We start from the raw sequence: 21563 nt of genomic DNA on the forward strand, positions 1-21563 counted from the left end.
CCATGACTCAGTTAAAAAACGACATCGCGATGATTGGTTTAGGAGTGATGGGCAAAAGCCTAGCACTCAACCTACTGGATAACGGCTTTAACGTTGCTGGCTTTGACTTGAATACAGACAACATTGATCGCGCCAGTTCAGAAGCAAAGCTGCTTAATGAATCGTTTACTGGTAAAGGTAAGTTCACACAAGGGGCTAGCCTTGAGCATGTGCTGCAAGGGCTCGCGAAGCCGCGTGTAATCGCTTTGTCGGTTCCTGCAGGAAAGCCTGTCGATATCGTAGTGAGTAATTTGCTAGAAGCCGGTTTAGAGAGCGACGATATTGTTATCGATACAGGCAACAGTTTATGGACTGACACAGAAGCCCGCGAAGCTAACTATAAAGGCAAGCTTCGTTTCTTCAGCACTGCTGTATCTGGTGGTGAAGAAGGGGCTCGTGTTGGCCCGGCGCTTATGGCGAGTGGTGACCAATCGGCTTGGCAATATGTGAAACCGATGTGGGAAGCGATTGCTGCAAAAGTGGATGCTAATGGGCTACCGGTTGCTCAGTTTGAAGCGGGTGAAGCATGCGCTGCCTATGTTGGTCCTTCTGGTACAGGGCACTATGTGAAAATGGTACACAACGGTATTGAATATGCCGACATGCAGCTCATCTGCGAAGTGTATCAGTTCATGCGTGATGTACTTGAAATGCCAGCTCAAGAGATTGGCCAAGTTTTCGAACAGTGGAACAACGGTGTACTTAATAGCTACTTAATGGAAATCAGTGCCGACATTCTTCAACAAGAAGATTTGGCTACGGGTAAACCATTTGTTGATGTTGTGCTTGATAAGGCTGGCCAAAAAGGCACAGGCTTATGGACAGCAGTTAACAGCCTTCAGGAAGGCTGCCCAACTCCAACCATTGCACAGGCGGTTTATGCACGTGCGATGAGCGGTCAAAAATCACAACGTATTCAAGGGAGCAAACTGCTAAAAGGCAATGTTGCCGATGCGAGTCAGTTGGATAAAACAGAGGTTATTTCTGAACTTCACGATGCCCTATATTGCGCCAAGTTGTCTGTTTATGCACAAGGCTTTGATTTATTAAAGACAGCGTCAGACAAAGAGGGTTGGAATCTCGATTTCACCCAAATAGCTAAGATCTGGCGAGCAGGTTGTATTATTCGTGCAGCATTCTTACAAGGTATCACATCGGCTTATCAACAAAATGGTGAGCTGGCGAATCTGTTGTTTGACGAGGTTTTCATCAAACAAGTGGAAGAGCGTGAGCTTGCTTGGCGTATCGCCGTTGCTAACTCCGCTTTGTATGGTGTGCCGATGCCGGGGATCAGTTCTGCATTAAGCTACTTTGATTCTCTGCGCTGTGAAGTGTTACCAGCGAATCTATTGCAAGCGCAACGTGACTATTTTGGTTCTCATACCTATTCGCGAGTCGATAGAGAGGAAGCTGAAAAATTCCATGTCACTTGGAGTCAGTCCCCAAGAACTGAAGTAAAAGTAAACGCTTAAACAATCAATAACGCCCTCAACAAGAGGGCGTTTGTAATTTTGACGCTGTATCAACATTTTACTAAATTAGGCTTCAAATTCCACGTCAGTCGGATACACTGTTACCAGTAACATAACTCAAAAATAATAATTACTAATTATGTCGAATAAGAAAAAACGTCCAACATTACAAGATGTTGCCAACTTAGTTGGTGTCACCAAAATGACCGTCAGTCGCTGCCTGAGAGACTCTTCTCAAGTATCAGAAGCACTGCGAGATAAGATCAGCGCTGCAGTAGACGAGCTAGGTTATATCCCTAACCGCGCACCAGACATTCTTTCCAACGCAAAAAGCAATGCGATTGGTGTTTTGGTCCCCTCATTAACTAACCAAGTTTTTGCTGAAGTTATTCGTGGTATTGAGCAAGTCACCGCGCCTGCGGGTTACCAAACCATGATTGCTCACTATGGCTATAGCGCAGAACTGGAAGAGCAGAGCATCGCTTCGCTGCTTTCTTACAACGTTGACGCGATTATCCTTTCAGAAAACGTTCACACTGATAGAGCGCGTAAAATGCTGCAGACTGTTTCTATCCCAGTGATTGAAATTATGGATTCGGTGTCTCCCCGTATTGAACAAGCGGTTGGCTTTGATAACTTCGAAGCGGCAAGAGCAATGACCAAAACCATGCTCGACCGGGGGCGAACCAATATTGCTTACTTAGCGGCTCGTATGGATGAACGTACGCGCTTAAAAATGGCCGGTTATGAACATGCGATGCAAGAAGCCGACAAAACGCCAGTAACGCTGCAAACGGAAGACGCTTCCTCGTTTACTCTTGGTGCAAAACTGATTGGTGAGTTACTTGAGAAACACCCTGAAGTGAATGGCATTTTCTGTACTAACGATGATTTGGCCATTGGTGCTTTTTACGAGTGTGTACGACGTGGTATTCAGGTACCAGAGCAGATGGCGATTGCAGGTTTCCACGGACACGACATCACCGTGGCGATGACGCCGCGTTTAGCGACTGTAGTAACACCTAGGGAGCAGATCGGTAAAGTCGCAGCACAGCAAGTTGTAGCGCGTTTGCAAGGCAACAATGAATGGGTCGCGAAGCTAGATCTTGGTTATGAGATTGAAGTGGGGGAGAGTATTTAATCTTACACTTCGACTTTGATTTTCATCGGATTCAAACTTAAACGCCCTTAACGAGATGAATTTCGCTAAGGGCGTTTTCTATTTATCTAGCAAAAAGATGTATGTAGTAACAGGCTTAACCCACTAAAGCTTGAGCATCTTGTTGCTTCAATACTTTGTGGCCATCCTCAGTGACGCCACGTTTCCAGTAGCTGCTGATGTAGATATTTTCTTTCGCGACTTCTTTATCGTTGCGGAAGTACTGTCTTAGTTCGCGCATGCTCTCAAATTCACACGCCGTCCATACTGAAACCTGCCCTTCTAACCATTCTGTGTTGCGAACTGTTTGTGAAAGTGTTTCTTCAGTTTCATCTTCAATTAACCAAGTGACTTTTATACCTTGAGGTACTTCAAGTGTTTGCTTGTCTGCTGCTGAATTGATCTGAATGACAGCGTGGCCTGCTGCGTGTTCCGGAAGCGTTTTTACTTTGGCAGAGAGCGCAGGTAGCGAAGTCATATCTGCCACCAAGAAGAACCAATCCGATTCTAGATTCAGCCCTTGAATTAATCCAGGGCCTGCCACTGAAACCGTGTCACCTACTTCTGCGTTCATTGCCCATCTTGCAGCAAAGCCACATTGCAGATCTGTGGTGATGTGGCGTACGAAATCAACCTCAATCCATTTTTCGACAGGGTTGTACTGACGAATGGTGTAAGTGCGCATGGTTGGGCGCTCACCTTCGTTCAGGTGACTTAAATCTGTGGTGCCGAGTGGCGAGAACAAAAGCTTGATGTAGCCGCCGGCACATTCGGTTGGGTACTTACTTAATCCTTCACCGCTAAGCGTTATACGCTGCATATTCGGTGTAATGGTTGAGGTTTGAGTAACGGTTAATGTGATAGGGCTAGGCTTGCTCATATAAGGCTCTCTTAGATTTTGATTTCCACATCATAATCCTGAACAAGAAAACACTCAATACTAATAATTATCATTTACTTTTATTTACACAAGCGCAACGTAACTTGAACCCGATATCAATAGAAACAAAAATATCGACAAAAAAAGCCCTTTAGAAAACTAAAGGGCTTGGTGTATTGGAACTGTTTAACGTGAGCAGAATTAGCTGTTTGCTTGCTCTAGTTCGATAGTTTCTTCAGCGGCTTTCGCTGCTTCTAGCATCTTACGAATAATGAACGATGCTGCCATTGCGATACCAACCATTACTACCGCTAGGATAGTTAATAGTTGGAAGTAATCACCGTAAACCGTTTGAACGATTTCTTGTGTGATCTCTTGGCCTTTCTCAAGTGCAATAGACGTTGAGAATACAGCACCAACAATGCCTGATAGTGCGATTGCGACAGAGAATAAGCTTACTGAGAAGTTCTCGATGTGCTTAGGTGCAACAGACAGGATGAATGCTACAACCATAGAACCAACAATAACCTCACCAAATGCTAGGAAGAAGTGGATTGCTAAGAACACTTCAGGGCGAATCAGAATATCTTCACCAACGGTTGTTACTGCCATCGTTAAGATACCGAAAGCGATCGCAGTCAGAATGAAAGAGAAACCTACTTTGGTTGCGGTAGAGAAATGAATGTTTTTCTTTTCTAGTTTAGAGAAGATGCCCGTAATGATAGGGCCTGCAACCATACACCAAAGTGGGTTCATTGCCATCGACGCTTCAGGGGCTACAGGGATGAAACCGAATAGATCGCCACGCATTGTATTGATTGCAACCATTGTCATCGATGTCATCATTTGACCGTAGTACACGAAGAAACATGTCGTGAGGAATGTGATGATTAAGATCGTGCCCATTTTCAGCATATCTGACTTCTTCGATTTCATCATCAAAGAGACAAAGTAGATGATCGCTGCACCACCAATTGCGTACACGATGTTCTGGCCGATATCCATGTTAGAAAACATGAAGAATACCAAACCAATCATTGCAGCAGAAAGGCCAAGGAATGCAGCCCAGTGTTTAGTGCTTACTGGTTTTTGGTCGATTTCAGCACTTGCTTCAACAAGGCCTTTGCGAACAAAGAGCATCATCAGAAGTGCGGCACCTGCTAGAGCAGCTGAAAGAAGGAAGCCACCGTGGAAACCAACAACAAGCACTAGCATCGGGAACAAGTACTGGCCTAAAAGCGCACCAATATTGTTGACTGAGTAGTTGATAGGGTAGCAGTTTTCGAAATCTTCCTGAGTTTTGAACGTGCGTTTGTAAAGACTTGGGTAAGAAGGGGACATCAAACCACGCGCATAACTCGCTAAAGCAATACCACATAATGCCATTGGAACATTGGTCGCCGCGGCACCGAGTACCAGTAGAGCATAACCACTAGCGAACCCTAGAAAGGCAATGGTCAACGATCGGTATGCGCCTAAAAATTTGTCGGCGATGAAGCCACCTGCAATAGCAAATAGCGGTCCGATTGCTGAGAAAGCACCAACAACCATCATTGTGTCGGCTTCATTGTAGTTAAGATCTTCAAGGAAGAAACGAGTCAAGATCACCATGACGCCATAGAACGAAAGTCCAAACATCATTTGGCAGAACATCATTGATTTGTTTAATCTATTCCACATTATTTTATTCTCACATTAGTATTAAGATGTAGTGTAATAACCTAATTATAATACCATCACTAGCAATACATAAAATGAAACATGCATCCCAAACAGAACTTTACTCGATATACCTTTTCTTATGAGTGCATTGATATTTCTCATGAATGAAATTTGCAATGTTAGATTTTGATAATGGATGCATAACTGTGAGAAATTTAACTACCTTCATTTGTGGCTAAGTAATGAACGGATAAAGGAAAAGTTAACATTGGTCATCTTGTAAAATGTTCAAGTGAGTATCACTTTCAATTGGCTGTTGGATTTTAGCCAATAAAAAAGCCAGCTTGGTGGCTGGCTTTTGTTTGTATATCGAAAACTAAGTTTACAATAACGGTTCTGAGTGAGGCGATTTCTCGTCGTGCGTGTCAACGATGTATTGCGTTTCAACTATTCTCGGTATCTCGACTAGTCACCGCATTTAACTGGTCACCGCATCTAATTGGTCACCGCATCTAACTATTCACACGGTGGCGCCATGTGGATCACCGCTAAACCACCTAAAGACGTTTCACGGTATTTCTTGTTCATGTCTTTACCTGTTTGGTACATGGTTGCGATAACCTTGTCTAACGAGATAAGACACTTGCTGGTGCGTTTTAGAGCCATACGTGATGCGTTGATGGCTTTCATTGCCCCCATGGCGTTACGTTCGATACATGGCACCTGAACAAGCCCGCCGATCGGATCGCATGTCATGCCGAGAGAGTGCTCCATTGCGATTTCAGCTGCGATACAGATTTGCTCGTTGCTGCCACCGCGCAAAGCCGTTAAGCCAGCAGCAGCCATTGATGAAGATACGCCGACCTCACCCTGACAACCTACTTCTGCTCCAGAAATTGAAGCATTGGTTTTGTATAGGATGCCGATAGCGCCAGAGACTGCCAAGAAGTCTTTCAGCTGTTTGGTGTCGAGCTCTTTAATGAAACGGTGGTAGTACATTAATACCGCAGGAATAACGCCAGCCGCACCATTCGTTGGAGATGTTACCACTTGGCCACCCGCTGCGTTTTCTTCGCTTACAGCAAAGGCAAACAGGTTAATCCAATCCATGATCTCCATTGGATCATTTTCAATCGAAGCATTCGCTTCCAACTTTTTCAAAAGAGCAGGCGCTCGACGCGTCACTTCTAAACCGCCATCAAGAATACCTTCGGTGTCAAAGCCACGCTGCATGCACAGAGACATCACCTTCCAAATTTGGTCAGCTTTTTGGTCAATCACGTCCATGCCTTGAAAAGACACTTCATTGCGCAGGATTAAGCCACCAAGGCTAAGCCCTTGTTGTTCTGACAATTCAAGCAATTGGTCGGCAGAAGTAAAAGGGAACTCGACTTGTGTTTCTGCTTCTTGCTTGCCGTTTTGTAGCTCATCAGCGGTTGCGATAAAGCCACCACCAATCGAGTAGTACGTTTCCATATCTAGAAGACTACCGCTTGCGTCAAAGGCAGAGATGGTCATGCCATTTTCATGAAGCGGAAGATTAGTTTTATGGAAGAGTAAATCGCTTTCTACATCGAAGTGAATTTCATGGTTACCGCTAACCAGTAGAGATTTATCTTCAATCGCTTTACGCATTGCTTGGTTAGCACTGGTAATCTTAATAGTGTCGGGGCGGTTACCGAGCAAACCTAACAAAGTTGCTCTGTCTGTGTGGTGACCAATACCCGTCAATGATAACGAGCCATATAAGTCGATTTGAATACGCTTCACTTGCTTAAGCTGAGCATCAATTTTTTGGGTAAAGTTAAACCCAGCGATCATTGGTCCATTTGTGTGGGAGCTGGACGGGCCAACCCCAATTTTGTAGATATCAAAAATAGACAGCATAGTAACTTCCTGTGAAGACGGTTCGATGAACGAACTCTGGTTAAAGTATATCTTTTGTTAACCTCACTTCTTTGAGTGAGCGTATTCTTTCAATGAGATTAATGTTAACAAGCGTGTAGTTCGATGAAATACAAGACCGTGCTATTTTTGCTTTATATAGCTGCACGTTGATTCTTGTGTACCTTAAGATGTTGCTATCAATAGTGAGCATTATTGCGAGCTACATTTAGGAATTTAAAAATACTTTTGTTAAGAACTATTGTATACATAATTCACTCCATCTAATCACTAAAACGAGACTTGAACATAAAATGAGCATTAATCACCTCCTTATTGTGCTAGGTAAGCGACTTAATGGGAATAAATTGACTGATGAAGGCATCAGTCGAGTTGATGCTTTAGTGGAGTATCTGGCGGGGCATTTGGCAGAAGAGTCTATTCAGAAAACGGGTGTTGCATTTTGTGGTGGGGTGACAAAAGGTCAAACCACCTCTGAAGCGGATGCAATGCACCAGTATTTTCGAATTCTGGAAAGCCAGCGAGAATATCCGTTTTCCTTGGGGGCGATTTTGCTTGAGCAGAACTCGACAAATACGGTTGAGAACATTCAGAACTTAGCTTCAGAGATGATTGAAAGTGGACTGTTTACCCGTGGGCAGAGTGTGAAGGTGACGTTCGTTTCGAATGACTACCATTTACAACGTATTTTCGAGATCCAATCACTAATGGACGAACAAGGCTTGCTTAAGGTTTTGGTCGAGAAGTGCTCTGCACTTGGGGTGGAACTACAAATCGATCCTCAGCTAGAAGCTCATGTTGCGGTTCCATATCCTCATCAAAATACTCAAGGGCAATTGTTTCTGTGGATGGATGTGCTGACAACCTATCGAGTTTATCTTGAAGGTGTTTCTGCGGGAACATTCAAGCGAGATTTGGAGTTAGTTAGGGGGGAGCCTGAAAGACTGTCGTTGGAGTCACTGATAGCTGTAAAGGCGTTAGTAGAGGGGGCACCTCATTTTGACATCGTCGACAGCTTACTCCCAGTATTGGAGCGCTGTATCCAGCAGACTTCAGTGGGTACCGACATAAAAAAAGTCAGGGAGTACCTAGCATTACTTGATATTAACCTGACTTTATTGAATCGTTGTTTAGACCCGGAATCGGATCACACACATCGCTGGTGGCGATAGATGTTTATTTTTTTCTCGTGATGCCAATAACGGTCTTTAAGCTCGCAAACGCAATCAGGCAGTAAGCCAAAAGTTCAGTGCCTTCTTCTGCGATAGTCTTTACATTTCTTATGTAATGTTCGCCCATTACGCCATGCCAAAAACTTCCCATGCCAAATAAACGAGAGAAAACAAGCAGAAGCATTACACCAGTAACCAGAAGGTTCATGTGCGGTGAAGCTAAAATAAGCGCCAGTTGTTCGATAGTTTGTTTACCATTTTTAAGTGCATAAAAAATTGCACTCCCGGCTGTGAGAATTGCGGGATATACCCAAGCACCGTGAGTAATCATGTCAAACCAATGGTCTAGTTCTCGGATGAACATTACGGCAAAAAACGCGCTGATTAACATAGCGGCGTGCTTTACCTCAGGACGCTTTTTAGCGAGGTAAGCAAATGCACCAGAGGAGACGATCAAAAGAAATTGCTGTAGCATTTCAGTGACTGAATTTTCACCGATTTTTCCATTCAAGAAAACGAAATCAATGCGGATTGCAAGGTTGACTATTATACCAATCGCTAAAACCACCAGTGCTGTTTGACAGCGTTTGTAGATTACCTCAGAGGTCGATTGAGATAGATTGAACTCTGGTATCTCAAATGACATATGATTTTGTTCTTTCGATTTTGTTTGTACTTTCATAATCAACACTACTTGTAAATATTTGTAACAGACTTGCATTCTATTTATTACGCTTGTTCAAATGTCAGGGAAATGTCAAAAATAAAACACTGTACAATTAGTGCTTGTGTACGGTAAACCGCTGCCGTAATGGCAGGCAGTTTACAGATCTTTCGGGGTTGTTAAGTGGTGTGAGCGTTGAAGTGAGAGGAAGCCAGTAGGGGTTATTCTTCCGTTTTTTGCTCATGGTTGTTACGGTAATATTCCCATTGCTCGATACGCTCACCGTCATCGAATACACAGTAAGTGGTACGTTGATTGTTTTCAGTCACCGTATCTAATTCGCCATCTTGTTGAACACAATAAACCGCAGCTGGGTTAGCGACTGAAACACGTTGGCCTTCGCTATATTCTGCATAGTCGTTTGCACAACCGCCTAATACAACGGCAAATACAGCCATCAAACCAATTTTCTTCATGTTTATCTCCTACGTGATAACTCTATAATCGAATGCGTTAAGTTCTACAGAACCAAATGAGAAGCTCTATGAAATTAGTATATTTTAGATTTCAGAAAAGGTTGTCCTAATTTAGTCAAGATATTGAAATAGGTTGATATTTCTTCATGTTTAGCTGCTTTTTGAGTGTTAGATCAAGCTAAGAGAGGCCATGGTATTGCGAGATCAGTATACGGAGAACTTAGGGTTTTGAAGCGAAACTGACTCTTTCAGGGCAATGCATAAACTGGGTTAATGAGCGTGGTGTTTGATGTTGTGTCACTTGTTCTTAGCCTCGAATCTATTCTCTATTATGATATGATGCCGCCCAAATTCAGTTGAGCAGTCAGAATCATGAGACACCTAAAAACTACCATCCACCCTGATATCGATCACCTAGACAATAAAACCGTATACAAGCGTAACGCTGCCCGTGCAATTGTCTTAGACGGTGAAAACATTCTGATGCTGTACACCGAGCGTTATCACGATTACACCATTCCTGGTGGTGGTTTGGATGAAGGTGAAGATGTGATTGCTGGTATGGTTCGTGAACTCGAAGAAGAAACCGGTGCAAAGAACATTCATAGCATCAAGCCGTTCGGTATTTTTGAAGAGTTTCGTCCTTGGTATAAAGACGACGCAGATATGATGCACATGATCTCTTACTGCTACTCATGCAAGATCGATCGTGAGCTTGGTGAAACGGCTTACGAAGATTATGAAGTGAAAAATGGGATGAAACCAGTGTGGATGAATATCCATGAAGCGATTGCCCATAATGAAAAGACCATGGCCGAGAGCCCGAAAAAGGGCATGAGTATTGAGCGTGAAACCTTCTTACTGCATTTGATTGCCAAAGAGATGCTGTAAGCAGCAATAACTTTTTCCTTATCAAGCTTCTATTTTTTAAACTTGCTAATTATTAACCGCCTAAGAGTCCTGTGCTTTTAGGCGGTTTTTGTATCTGACATCAACCACTTTGTTTGAAGTGGATGTAGTGCTCGTCTTTTGACTTTCCTATATAGGTATAAATCGTAGTTAAAGTCGGTGGTTTTTAAATTGACGTAACACTTAAGCAATTTGATTCTTATTTTGAATATATCGAGAACGAGCTCTAGATTTAAAATGAAAATAAATAAAATTACCTTTAATTTCATTATCTTAAGTTCATGCTTTGCTTAATTGAAAACTTGGCCTTCCTCTTGCTTCATTGACTAAGCAGCTCGCTTTATCGACACCAAAATAACAAACCACTACTTTTGCTTAGTTACGAGTTTGGGATGTGGAAAACTTTTGTTTAACCGTCGTTCAGAGTTCACACACTTTTCAAGGAAATCGCTCATGCGAAGAAGAAGTCGAGGTTTACTATGAAATACAAGCAAGTTATTTATCTTATGACGGCAGTAGTCAGTGTCCCTATTTATGCAACGACGGTGGATTTGGACTTTTCAAACCATATAGAGCCAACTAATGGGAGTAGCAGCTGGGCGGGACCGACGTACGATGGGGTGTCAATGCATTTTCTGAATGTCGGAACACATGATGGAAAAACAATAGATGCCAAAGTGTCTAGTAATGTGTTTGGTGATGCGACATTTTTGTTTCATGCTCCCAACTACAAAGTTGGCGCAACGCAGCCTTCAGGAGATATTGGTTTTCTTTACCAAACTAATTCTGCGGGATCGGCAGGCTTAATCTATACCTTTGAATTTTATGATGGTACGGATGGTCTCTCCGGAACCTTCTCAGTACCTTATACTATTCCTGAGTTTGACATGATTGGTTATGACATCGATGGAGAACCCTCACAGTCTGAACAAGTACGAGTCTTTAAAAGTGAAGGTTTTTTCAGCTATCAACTTGGTAGTGCGAGTGCAAGTTTGACGGCAGAAGAGAGTACCGATGGGACTTCAGTCTTATTCACGGGTCCTGGTACAAACTACTCTGAAACAGACACTTCAGGGGCGGTTAAATTCACCTACAAAAACACTTCTATCGTCACACTTCAGTTTGAAACGGTTACCACGAGTACTGGACCGAACCCTATATTCTCTGCATTTGATGGTAACTGGGAGTTATCCGGTTTTACAACTCCCATCGAAAGCTCAGACGAATCTGATTTTGGTGATGCGCCTGATAGTTACGGCACGTTACAAGCGAGTAATGGTGCTGAACATGCGATTTCGTCAACGCTTTATTTAGGGGCTAGCATTGATGCTGATACCGGCGGACAACCTGGTGCAGCATCCAATGGCGACGACTTGGATATTGGCGGGAACGACGACGATGGAATTACCTTGTTGTCCAATCTAGAAATTGGATTAGACAGCTTAATCAATGTCAACGTAGTCGGTAGCGGCTACCTACAGGCTTGGGCTGACTGGGACATGAATGGTGTTTTCGATGATGACGAGCAAATACTGAAAAATCATTCTGTTGTCGATGGAAGCCAAGTTGTTCCTATTCGTGTCGGCGACGGTGCAGTCGTTGGTACTGTACAAACTCGATTCCGCTTGGCTAGTAGCCCAAACATTCCTAGCGATGGCTATGTCGGTGATGGGGAGGTTGAGGATTACGTTTTCAATGTAACCGACCCAGGGACCACGATCCAACACTCTAATTACTACACTGCGGCCTTTGAAGATAATTGGCCAGAAGTGGGCGACTTTGACTTAAATGATGTCGTTGTTTACTACCGAACCACCATCTTAAGTAAAGACGATGCCGTTCTTCGAATGGATATTACTGGCACTGTCATGGCTTATGGAGCTTCTTACGGCAATGGTTTAGGTTGGAAGCTCAATGGATTCGATGAGTCAGATGTTGATCTGCAAACTGCTCGAGTACAAAAAAATGGGGCGACTCGCGTTAATATTTCACCATTTACTGGTGAGGACAAAGCGGTTGCATCGCCAGGAGGAGACGTTGTCGTTGTTGCATCTCTAAATTTAAGAAACGATCTGCCCATTAATGCCGAGTGTATGTTCCACCGTACTAACCCATCTTGTAGCATGTCGCTGGAAGCAGATAATATGACGTTTAGTATTTCACTACCGTTTGCTTCTGGAAGCGAGCCGACTGTGAGTTCATTGATGCCATTGAGTGGTTTTGACCCATTCATCTTTGGGCCGGGTGAAGGTCAGTATCATGGTGATAGCTTCACTAGTTCTCCGGGTAAAGACTTAGAGATTCATACAGCCGATTTCCCACCGACAACTCGCGGTACGTTAGTCAGTGACTTCTACGGAATTGCGCAGGATGACTCTGACCCGTCGAGCAATAAGTATTATCGAACTACGCAAAATATGCCTTGGGGAATATTAATATCATCTCCTTGGAATCACCCAGCAGAGTACATTGATATCAGTGAGGCATATCCTGATTTTGCCGAATGGGCGACCTCAGGAGGTTCAGCGAAACCAACCTGGTACCAAAACCCGACTTCAGACAAAACTTGGTCAACAGAAGACTAATCAAGGAGGATTTATGAAAACAATCAAACTAATGCTGAGTAGCGTGTCTCTTGTCTTCCTTTCAGCTTGTGGTGGCGGGGGAGGTGGTGGTAGCAGTAGTGCTTCAGCTCCAAGCTCTTCTGCGGCACAACAAGCACAGAAATCGATAGAGTTAGTAGTTCCGGAAGGTTTTGATTTCTCTACTGAAAGAGAGGTTGTTGTCAATGTAGATGTCGGAAGTTCGCAGAGCTCCCGAGGCTTTATGAGCATCTACACTGATTTTAATGGAGATGTTGTCGATTACACCTCACAAGTGTTGAGAACGCCGATCAATGAGGATATTGATTTTTCAACAACACTGCTTCTTCCAAATCATGTTGATAAGGTTTGGGTAGAAGTATGGTATCCATCAGCAATGGGAAGTGAAGTAAAGCGTTTAGTGGACATCAACAATGGGCAGGTAGACGTCGTCCTTTAAATCTCATCATTTAACAAACCTAAAATATTTGCCGCCATTTTGGCGGCAAATTTTCTTTTTGTAGCTTTGAAAAACAACGGAACGATTAAAATATAAATTTGGTTGATATTGTCAACTATGTCTTTTTGGTGTACCTTTAAACCTGAGAATGTACCAAGCTCCCGATGAATCCATGGTACAGCCGCGAACCCGTCCTCAAAGAAAGAATTCCATGAATAAAAGACAGTTTATTGCCCACTATTTGCGTATGAATCGCACTTCTTATTTGTTGGCGATAGTTTTCATTTTTCTCGTAAATTGGCTTCAAGTTGAAATACCACGCTATATCCAATTGGCGATAGATCTGATTGATGATGCTTCTTCAACTGGCCATCAGCAGCTGCAAAGCTATGTTTGGATTGTAGTCGGCATGTCTGTCGCCATGGTGGTGGTGAGAATTCTGTCTCGTATCTATGCGCTTAATCCGGGGCGAATTACAGAAGCAGCGCTCAAAAGTACACTTCTACAAAAGCTGAATCGCTTACCAAGCAGCTTTCATGAACGTTTTGCTTCAGGTCGATTGATCTCAATTATCAATAACGACCTTAGTGGTATCCGACTGCTGTTTGGTGTCGGCTTCTTGCAGTTCTTCAATGCGTTGCTTGCGTTGTCGTTGACACCTCTTTACATGTGGCGTATCTCACCAGAACTCACACTGTACTCGATTATTCCTATCTCAATCGCTTTTGTGATTTTCCGTGTGGGCTTCAAGCGTATGAAAACACTGCATTTAGAGCACATGAAACGTCTACAAAACTTGTCTGCTCAGCTAATGAGTTACCTGTCTGGGATTGATTTGATTAAGAGCCAACAGATGTCACCTTGGGTGAAAGCCGAAACTGAAAATCTTAACCAGTTATTGCTTGAGTGCCGCCTTAAAATTACACGTATTCAAGTCTTCTTTATGCCGGTACTCGACTACGCCAATGACCTGATGAAAATCATCATTCTGGGACTTGGTGGCTTTATGCTAATGCGGCAAGAGCTTACTTTGGGCGAAATAACCGCTTTCCTGACTTATTCTGTTTTACTCGCTATGCCATTGATGCAACTCGGTAGAATCGCGACCATTTATCAGCGTGGCATGGTAGGTATTCAGAGTGCACAGACTATTCTTAATGCCAAAGTTCCCGAGCTTGATGAAGATAAGCTCACGGAGTTAGATGTTGAATCGCTAAGGGGAAAAACGTTTTCCGTTCGCAACCTCAGCTTCAGCTATTCGGGTGAAGAGCGTGTGATTCTTGATGACATCAGCTTTGATATTCCTGCCGGTAAGAAAGTGGGTGTGCTAGGTGGAATCGGAGCGGGTAAAACGACATTAGTGAACTGCTTGAACCATCACTTGGATGTACCAGAAAGTTCGGTTTTCCTTGGCGAAAGGGATATCACTAGCTTCTCACGCAGTGACTTGCGCCGTTACGTGAAAACCGTGACTCAAGACCCTTTCCTGTTTTCAGCAACCGTCGAGGACAATATCCGCTTTGGCAGCTTAGATACTGACTTGGCAAAGAGTCAGGTTGATGAAGTGCTGGATCTCAGCCAGTTGGCGAGTGACGTTACTCGTTTTGAGCATGGTGACCAAACCTTAGTCGGTGAGAAAGGGATCATGTTGTCTGGTGGCCAGAAGCAGCGTTTAAGTATTGCTCGTGCTTTATTACAACCCACCGATCTGATCATCATGGATAACGTTCTATCGGCCGTCGACTATGAAACAGAACGTAAGATTTTGGAAGGCTTGTTTAAGCGCTTGGAAAATCAATCAGTACTTGTGGTTTCACACCGTGTTAATGCCCTTGAATATATGGATGAAATCATCGTGTTGAACGAAGGTAAGGTGATCGCGAAGGGCGACCATGCAACGTTATTGAAAACGTGTGATTACTATTACGATACATGGCAGTTACAGCAGAATGAAACGGAGGCAGCAGCATGTTAAAAGGTGTTGATCTCAAGTACCTCAAGCACTTTTTTAAGTTTGCTAAGAAATACAAACGCTCTGCGATTCTGGGCATCGCTATGCTTCCTCTCTCTGTCATCACGAGCTTGTTGTTCCCTTGGCTGATCATTCAAGTGATTGATGTTCACCTGAGCCATGGGGATATGGATGGACTGCTCGAGTATGTCTTCTATCTCGTTGCCGTGCTGGTGGCGAGCTATGTGGTGGATACCACCTATTCGTACAACCTGCGTAAAACCGGGCAATACACGATAACTGACATGCGCTCAGTGTTGTTTGCTCGCGTGCTCAAACTGCCGCGCAGCTATTTTGATAACACACCGATTGGTGTAACGCTTTCACGATTAACCAGTGATTTGGAAACCATCGGCGAGACATTTGTTCAGTCGGTTGTAGGTCTAGTTAAAGACAGCATCAATACCATTGCTCTGTTGGTGATGATGTTCTTCATTGATTGGCAGTTAACGATGATTGTATTGATCATTATGCCGCCAGTGATGTATTTGACGGTGTATGTGAGAAACCGACTTCGTGCTTTGTATAAGGTGACTCGTTCTTCGCTCGCTCGCGGTATTGGCTTTTTACAGGAAGTACTATTTGGTATGAAAACCGTTCAGATGTATCGAGCGGAAGAGCAAGTCGAACAACGCTACCAAGGCTATACCGATGAGTTTTTAAGAGCGCAGAAGAAGATCAATAAATACGATGCGATTTTGTTCTCATTTATCTCAGGCATCACCTCAATCACCATCGCAATTATGATCTGGTATGGCTCTGAGCAAGTGATAGAAGGGGCACTCACCTTGGGTGTGCTAATTGCGTTCATCAACACCTTAGAAAAAGTGTTTGTACCTATTCGAGACTTTACCTCCCAAATAGCTTCGATTCAGAGTTCATTTGCAGCGTTTGACCATATTGAAGAGCTGTTTGTTGAGCCGACTGAAGAGGAAGGGCGCAACCTGCTGCCATCTAACAAGGTTGAGAAACAGCTCGAACAGTTTGTGAGCCTGGAGTTTAAGAACGTGAGCTTCCGTTACAAAAACGACTCTCCCTACGTTCTAAAGAATGTCTCGTTTGTATTGGAGAAAGGGCATCAAATCGCGCTTGTCGGTTCTACGGGGTCGGGTAAGTCGACGATTCTGCGTCTGATATCTAAAACCTACCAAGACTATGAAGGCAGCATTTTGTTGAATGGAATAGAGCTGTCGCAGATCTCAAGCGAAGACTCTGCTCATTTGTTCTCAATGATGATGCAAGATGTGCACTTGTTTGAAGAGACAATCCAATTCAATATCGCGTTGGGTAAAACGCATCTATCTAGAACTGAGGTTGAACAAGCAGCGCGCTATGTTTATGCCGATAAGTTTATTGAACAATTGCCACAAGGTTATGACTTCCACTTGGAAAAGAACGGCTCCAATTTGTCTGTGGGGCAAACGCAGCTTATTTCGTTTGCTAGAGCGGTTGCACAGGGTGGTCAATTGATGATGCTTGATGAGGCGACCAGCTCGGTAGATTCAATCACCGAAGACCTCATCCAAAAAGCGATGCAGCGTCTGTTTAAGGAAAAAACCGTGATTGCGATTGCACACCGTTTGAGTACCGTTCGTCACTCGGATACGATTCTGGTATTGGAACAGGGTGAAATTGTTGAGCAAGGTAATCATCAACAGCTAGTCGCACATAATGGAATTTACGCCGGGTTATTGAAGGAATCGATTGTCGAAACGGGCGATTCTCAAGTTACGGTAGCTTGATTGCCTCAAATCAGGCTGTTGCTTTCGATGAGACGAACTGGTCTTGTCTATGCTTCTCCAGTTTCTATTGTTTTCTAATATTCCCAATAGGTTAGGGAAATTAAACATATTTTTCGATTATTAATATGTTATGATCTCCCTACTACTAAAGGGGTGTCTTCGGGCATCGGGATGTATGCGAGCAAAACGTAAGTGCTTGTGTCAGTCACTTTCTGGCGAATATGGAATCGAAGATGTTGTTGGAAGAAGTTGTAGAAATTATCGAATTAACCGACTCAGACCATTTATCTCAAGCAATGGAACTGTTTAACGAGCATGGTTTTGTTGATGCTGAGTCTTTACCTTTTATGAATGTTGTTTTTGAAACAGCACCGGATCACCTTGCGAAGAAGTTGTCGCAGGTTGGTTTTAAAGGTTTAGTGCAAGTCGAAAAGAATGAAGATGCATCGGGCTTCACCATTATTGATGCTGACCGAGTTCTGCTAAAAGATTCTGCTTAGCTGTAAGACTTTGCTTAGCTGTAAGACTTTGCTTAGCTACAAGACTCAGCTTAACTGTAAGATTCTTCTTAATGACAAGAATAAGATTCAGCTTAGTGAAAAGACTCTATCCAGTTCAGTAACGCCCGTTATGATTATTTGAGGTTAACACAGTGACAACAGCAACCGTTTCATCAACAGAGCAACACATTTCCAATGAACATGCGCTTTTAGGTGCATCGTTATTAGCGTCTCAAAAAGTTGAGTTGGCTCTGTTCAGTGTTATCTCTAAATTAACTAAAGCACTGCCAAAGGAACAACAGCAGCCACTAGGCTTGGAGTTGGATACCTTTTTAAGGGAAAAGCCAAGTGAGCAAGCCTCTACGCTGAGCCTATACGAACAGACATTTGGTGAGCAACTTCCTTTAAAGACAAATGAAATCAGCGATTTTATTTATCACCGAAACTTGGTAACTCGTGGCTTTTGGCGTGTGACTGGGGCTGATGTTAAAGGCGGTGAGAAGCTAGCGAACCCAGAGCTTTATTTGAAAGAGTTCTTGGCCAAGTGTGAATACTGGCAAGTGATGCTTGATACCCAAACCAAGTAATCAAATTGAAATAAGAAAGCCATAGCGAGCATGCTATGGCTTTTTTGTTTGTGTAAACCATGCTGTATTTTTTAAAGCAGATGATTACCACGAATACTGAGAACATCACTGAGATTACTTTAAATATCCCTCCAAAATTTAAAGCATCATTTTCAATACATAGTTCCTAGAGACGAAGTGGTGTTTAAGTGCAGCACAAACATGAAGAACAACTAAACAGGCTAGGGCAATACAACTGGCACGATGTAAATAGAAAAAGAAGCCGTTGATTGCAGGGTCGGTAATTGGGTTATTCACGCTCACTAACCAGAATAACGAATAAGGTTCTTTTAGCATCAAATAACCGGTGCTGAAAACCATAAACATCACTAGATACATCAGGGAGTGAGCAAGTTTAGCAACGCATTTTTGCCCTTCAGGTACAGACAGTGGCATGGTTGGCGATGAGCGGAAGTGACTCCAGACATAACGAACCACGAATAATGGCGTCGCAATGGTCGCCAATGACATGTTGAGCACTGACAGAAAAGAAAACAGTTCTGGATGACTGGTGACATAGTGCATCACATACCCTGCGACTGTTGCATAGATGATGACAGACGCCATGACCCAGTGCAGCACCCGGCTCATTAAGTCGTATCGTGGATTGTTCAAATTAACCTCGCTCTGATCGTTATTAATATAAGATTCATCTCGATGCAATAAATCAACTCTTGGTATATTCGCATCGCGAATTAATTATATAGAACAGTATTACGCGGTATTTTTATAATTTAGAAATTAATGATGTTGCTTCAGGTGTTTTATAATTATCAATGATGTTTTAGAGTGTTAATTCCAATAAGGAGAAGGCAGAATTGCCGACTTTCTAGCTTGTCTTGCGATTAAGAGATACAGTTAACAAAGATAAAATATATAAGGAATGTATAAATGCTTCGAATCCTATTGATTGCAGTGTTCTCACTGGTCACGACCATGAGCTTTGCAAGCGAGGAAGTTAAATACTCAGAGAAAGAGTATGTAGACCGACCATTGATGGAACGCTACATCTTAGATGAGCTGAAGCAGTTGCGAATGGAACAGCAAGATCTGGAAAGGCGCTTGACCATTCAGATGACCGATCGTGAGCTTACAGTCGCCGATAAGTCATTGAACTATGCCAATGTCACGGTCACGTATTTCTTCTACATTATTGCGGGTGTTGCTTCTCTTATTGCATTGGTTGGTTGGCAATCAATGAAAGATCTCAAACACACCACCAAAGAAATGGCTGACCAGCGACTTAATTCGATTGCTCAAGACTACGAGAAGAAATTCAATGTTCTTGAAAGGGATCTTAAGCGTAAGACCAGAATTATCTCAGAGAACAACCGAGAAATAGAAATCATCAATGAGATTCACAATTTATGGCTCAGAGCGCAAAACGCTCAAACCGCCGAGCAGAAGATTGAAATTTACGATGAGATATTGAAGGTTCGTCCGGGTGATTTAGAAGCGTTGACCTATAAAGCGGATGCTGCGATGGATATGCAGGAATACCACTGGGCAATGAGCCTATGTAACCGCGTGTTAGAAGTGGATGACCAAAATGCCCACGCCTTGTATCAACGTGCTTGTTCGTATGCAAGGTTAGGAGCAGAAGGTCAGGCTATCGATGACTTAGAGCGTTCTATCGAAGCCAGTGGTTCAATGAGAGAGTTGCTAGCTGAAGAGCCAGACTTTGAGATGCTGCGCGGCTTAGATCGTTTTGAAGCGCTTTGTGAAGAGTAATGTCATTTAAGGTGGTGGGCTTCACACGCCCACCATATTTTGGCAACTTTTGTGGAACGGTTTCTTACATTACGTTTATTTTTTTGAATTAATTGTTATGTTATAACACTTGCCAAGTTCCTTGTTATAACCGCTAAGTATTTTATGAAGTTCCTCCCTATTGGCCTGATCGTTATCGCTATCAGTGCATTCTCGCTTTCCGTTTTGCTCCATTTTCAATCCGAAGCACCAGAAGAAATCTCAATTCAAGTCACCCCTTATAAAGATTTATTAACTCATCAAGAGGGGGCATCAAACTTATATACAGATACAGATACAGATACAAGCTCAAGAACACTGGTAAAAGTGCATTACTTCGTGAAGGTTGGAGATACGCTCAGCAACATCTTTTCGTCATGGAAACTGCCTTATGAGACAGTTCAAAAAGTCATGGAAGCGGATCTTGAGTCTTTGAAGCTCGATACAATAAAGCCTGGCGATCACCTAGAGTTGCTTTTGGATAGTGACTCTAAACAACTCGTAGAGCTGATTTTCCATGAAAGTCTCGCAGAGCAAGCTGTCTTCACTAAAAATGATGATGGAAGCTTTAATTACCAATTCCATGAAATGCCTGGCGAATGGAAAGAAAAGCTCTATAAGGGCACCGTTCATGGCAGTTTTTCAACGTCAGCATACAAAGCGGGATTAACAACCGCCCAGATAGCCAATATTACTCGAACGTTAAGAGACAAGATTAACTTCTCAAAGCAGTTAAGAGCGGGCGATGAGTTTAATGTGTTGGTCAATGAGCAATACACAGGCGACCATCTAACAGGAAAAACGGAGATCCAAGGCATATCGATTACGTTACGAGGTAAGGAAGTGGCCGCGTTTCTTGCTCCAGATGGACGCTTCTACGACAGAGAGGGTAATAGCCTTGAGCAAGCGTTCAATCGCTACCCAATAGACAAACAATTCCGAAGAATTACTTCGCCATTTAACCCATACCGTAAGCACCCAGTGACCGGACGTATATCTCCGCATAATGGTACTGACTTCGCAACACCCGTAGGGTCGCCAGTTTATTCAACCGGTGATGGTCGAGTTATTGCTATTCGTAACCACCCGTATGCGGGGAAATACATAGTGATTGAACATAACAGTGTTTACAAAACTCGCTATCTGCACTTGAGCCGATTCTTGGTTAAGAAGGGGCAACAGGTTAAGCGTGGGCAGAAAATTGCGTTGTCTGGCACGACTGGTCGCGTAACCGGGCCGCATTTGCATTTTGAAGTGCTGGTGCGTGGAAGAGCGGTGGATTCGATGAAAGCGAACTTACCTTTAGCGAGTTCTATCTTACCTGAAAATAAAGGTGCATTTTTGGCGAGAGTTGCCTCGTTTGATGACATGCTCTCCGGGCAAAAGGTTGCACGAGTAACATCAAGCTAAGTATCAGCTTATAACCGTTCTAACCCTCTGGCGGCTAATCATCAAAGGGTTGGAACGAGTTTTCATTAGGCTGCCTGATTGCTCAATAGCTTAATAGATTAAGTGCTCAACATCTTGTGTGCCCAAGTGTTTATGTGCTCATGTG

The 21563-nt window shown here is 43.3% G+C and carries 18 protein-coding genes; 12 read left to right on the plus strand and 6 right to left on the minus strand.

The window, feature by feature from the left end; genetic code table 11:
- Nucleotides 1-2 precede the first annotated feature (2 nt).
- Together gndA and gntR are read left to right on the plus strand one after the other, a co-directional pair.
- Complete coding sequence (gene gndA, locus NX845_RS15855) at nt 3-1511, plus strand: NADP-dependent phosphogluconate dehydrogenase (RefSeq protein WP_017059514.1); 1509 nt, start codon at nt 3-5, stop codon at nt 1509-1511.
- 139 nt (nt 1512-1650) lie between these two features.
- A complete protein-coding gene (gntR, locus tag NX845_RS15860; RefSeq protein WP_017094990.1) occupies nt 1651-2652 on the plus strand; it encodes a gluconate operon transcriptional repressor GntR in 1002 nt (333 codons plus the stop codon).
- A gap of 115 nt (nt 2653-2767) precedes the next feature.
- On the opposite strand, the gene NX845_RS15865 is transcribed toward gntR, so the two are convergent.
- The 3 genes from NX845_RS15865 to NX845_RS15875 form a co-directional block, all read right to left on the minus strand.
- The gene (locus tag NX845_RS15865) at nt 2768-3550 is read right to left on the minus strand and encodes a siderophore-interacting protein (RefSeq protein WP_260256982.1); all 783 of its coding nucleotides are present in this window, start codon (nt 3548-3550) and stop codon (nt 2768-2770) included.
- Between the two features lie 201 nt (nt 3551-3751).
- Nucleotides 3752-5230: a peptide MFS transporter gene (locus tag NX845_RS15870; RefSeq protein ID WP_017094988.1), complete on the minus strand. Its 1479-nt coding sequence runs from the start codon at nt 5228-5230 to the stop codon at nt 3752-3754.
- 498 nt (nt 5231-5728) lie between these two features.
- Complete coding sequence (locus NX845_RS15875; protein ID WP_102455112.1) at nt 5729-7099, minus strand: L-serine ammonia-lyase; 1371 nt, start codon at nt 7097-7099, stop codon at nt 5729-5731.
- 311 nt (nt 7100-7410) lie between these two features.
- Here NX845_RS15875 and NX845_RS15880 point away from each other — a divergent pair, with 311 nt between their 5' ends.
- Complete coding sequence (locus NX845_RS15880; RefSeq protein ID WP_102455114.1) at nt 7411-8289, plus strand: YdcF family protein; 879 nt, start codon at nt 7411-7413, stop codon at nt 8287-8289.
- 4 nt (nt 8290-8293) lie between these two features.
- On the opposite strand, the gene NX845_RS15885 is transcribed toward NX845_RS15880, so the two are convergent.
- Both NX845_RS15885 and NX845_RS15890 read right to left on the minus strand, forming a co-directional pair.
- Nucleotides 8294-8971: a hypothetical protein gene (locus tag NX845_RS15885; protein ID WP_102455213.1), complete on the minus strand. Its 678-nt coding sequence runs from the start codon at nt 8969-8971 to the stop codon at nt 8294-8296.
- A 203-nt stretch (nt 8972-9174) separates the two neighbouring features.
- Nucleotides 9175-9429, minus strand: a complete 255-nt coding sequence (locus tag NX845_RS15890) for a DUF333 domain-containing protein (RefSeq protein WP_065105399.1) — start codon at nt 9427-9429, stop codon at nt 9175-9177.
- A gap of 372 nt (nt 9430-9801) precedes the next feature.
- Here NX845_RS15890 and NX845_RS15895 point away from each other — a divergent pair, with 372 nt between their 5' ends.
- The 7 genes from NX845_RS15895 to NX845_RS15925 all read left to right on the plus strand — a co-directional run bounded on the left by NX845_RS15895 (nt 9802) and on the right by NX845_RS15925 (nt 18220).
- Nucleotides 9802-10320: an NUDIX hydrolase gene (locus tag NX845_RS15895; protein ID WP_017094984.1), complete on the plus strand. Its 519-nt coding sequence runs from the start codon at nt 9802-9804 to the stop codon at nt 10318-10320.
- A 497-nt stretch (nt 10321-10817) separates the two neighbouring features.
- The gene (locus NX845_RS15900; RefSeq protein ID WP_065682368.1) at nt 10818-12923 is read left to right on the plus strand and encodes an LruC domain-containing protein; all 2106 of its coding nucleotides are present in this window, start codon (nt 10818-10820) and stop codon (nt 12921-12923) included.
- Between the two features lie 13 nt (nt 12924-12936).
- Nucleotides 12937-13380: a hypothetical protein gene (locus NX845_RS15905; RefSeq protein WP_017094981.1), complete on the plus strand. Its 444-nt coding sequence runs from the start codon at nt 12937-12939 to the stop codon at nt 13378-13380.
- A 211-nt stretch (nt 13381-13591) separates the two neighbouring features.
- Entirely contained in the window at nt 13592-15355 is a 1764-nt protein-coding gene (locus NX845_RS15910; RefSeq protein WP_065682369.1) for an ABC transporter ATP-binding protein, read from the plus strand.
- Nucleotides 15349-17133, plus strand: coding sequence for an ABC transporter ATP-binding protein (locus NX845_RS15915; protein ID WP_065682370.1), 1785 nt, complete (start codon nt 15349-15351; stop codon nt 17131-17133). The genes NX845_RS15910 and NX845_RS15915 overlap by 7 nt, the downstream gene beginning before the upstream one ends.
- Nucleotides 17134-17366: 233 nt before the next feature.
- Complete coding sequence (locus NX845_RS15920) at nt 17367-17633, plus strand: hypothetical protein (protein ID WP_065682371.1); 267 nt, start codon at nt 17367-17369, stop codon at nt 17631-17633.
- A gap of 152 nt (nt 17634-17785) precedes the next feature.
- Nucleotides 17786-18220 (plus strand): hypothetical protein, encoded by a 435-nt coding sequence (locus NX845_RS15925; protein ID WP_065682372.1) that lies wholly within the window; start codon nt 17786-17788, stop codon nt 18218-18220.
- Between the two features lie 138 nt (nt 18221-18358).
- On the opposite strand, the gene NX845_RS15930 is transcribed toward NX845_RS15925, so the two are convergent.
- Nucleotides 18359-18850, minus strand: a complete 492-nt coding sequence (locus NX845_RS15930) for a cytochrome b (RefSeq protein WP_080583161.1) — start codon at nt 18848-18850, stop codon at nt 18359-18361.
- A gap of 300 nt (nt 18851-19150) precedes the next feature.
- Here NX845_RS15930 and NX845_RS15935 point away from each other — a divergent pair, with 300 nt between their 5' ends.
- Together NX845_RS15935 and NX845_RS15940 are read left to right on the plus strand one after the other, a co-directional pair.
- The gene (locus NX845_RS15935; RefSeq protein ID WP_017085458.1) at nt 19151-19990 is read left to right on the plus strand and encodes a tetratricopeptide repeat protein; all 840 of its coding nucleotides are present in this window, start codon (nt 19151-19153) and stop codon (nt 19988-19990) included.
- Between the two features lie 144 nt (nt 19991-20134).
- Nucleotides 20135-21418 (plus strand): peptidoglycan DD-metalloendopeptidase family protein, encoded by a 1284-nt coding sequence (locus NX845_RS15940; protein ID WP_260256983.1) that lies wholly within the window; start codon nt 20135-20137, stop codon nt 21416-21418.
- Nucleotides 21419-21563 lie beyond the last annotated feature (145 nt).

Origin of the sequence: Vibrio sp. NC2 (assembly GCF_025195005.1) — a bacterium.
Taxonomy (GTDB): Bacteria; Pseudomonadota; Gammaproteobacteria; order Enterobacterales; family Vibrionaceae; genus Vibrio; species Vibrio splendidus.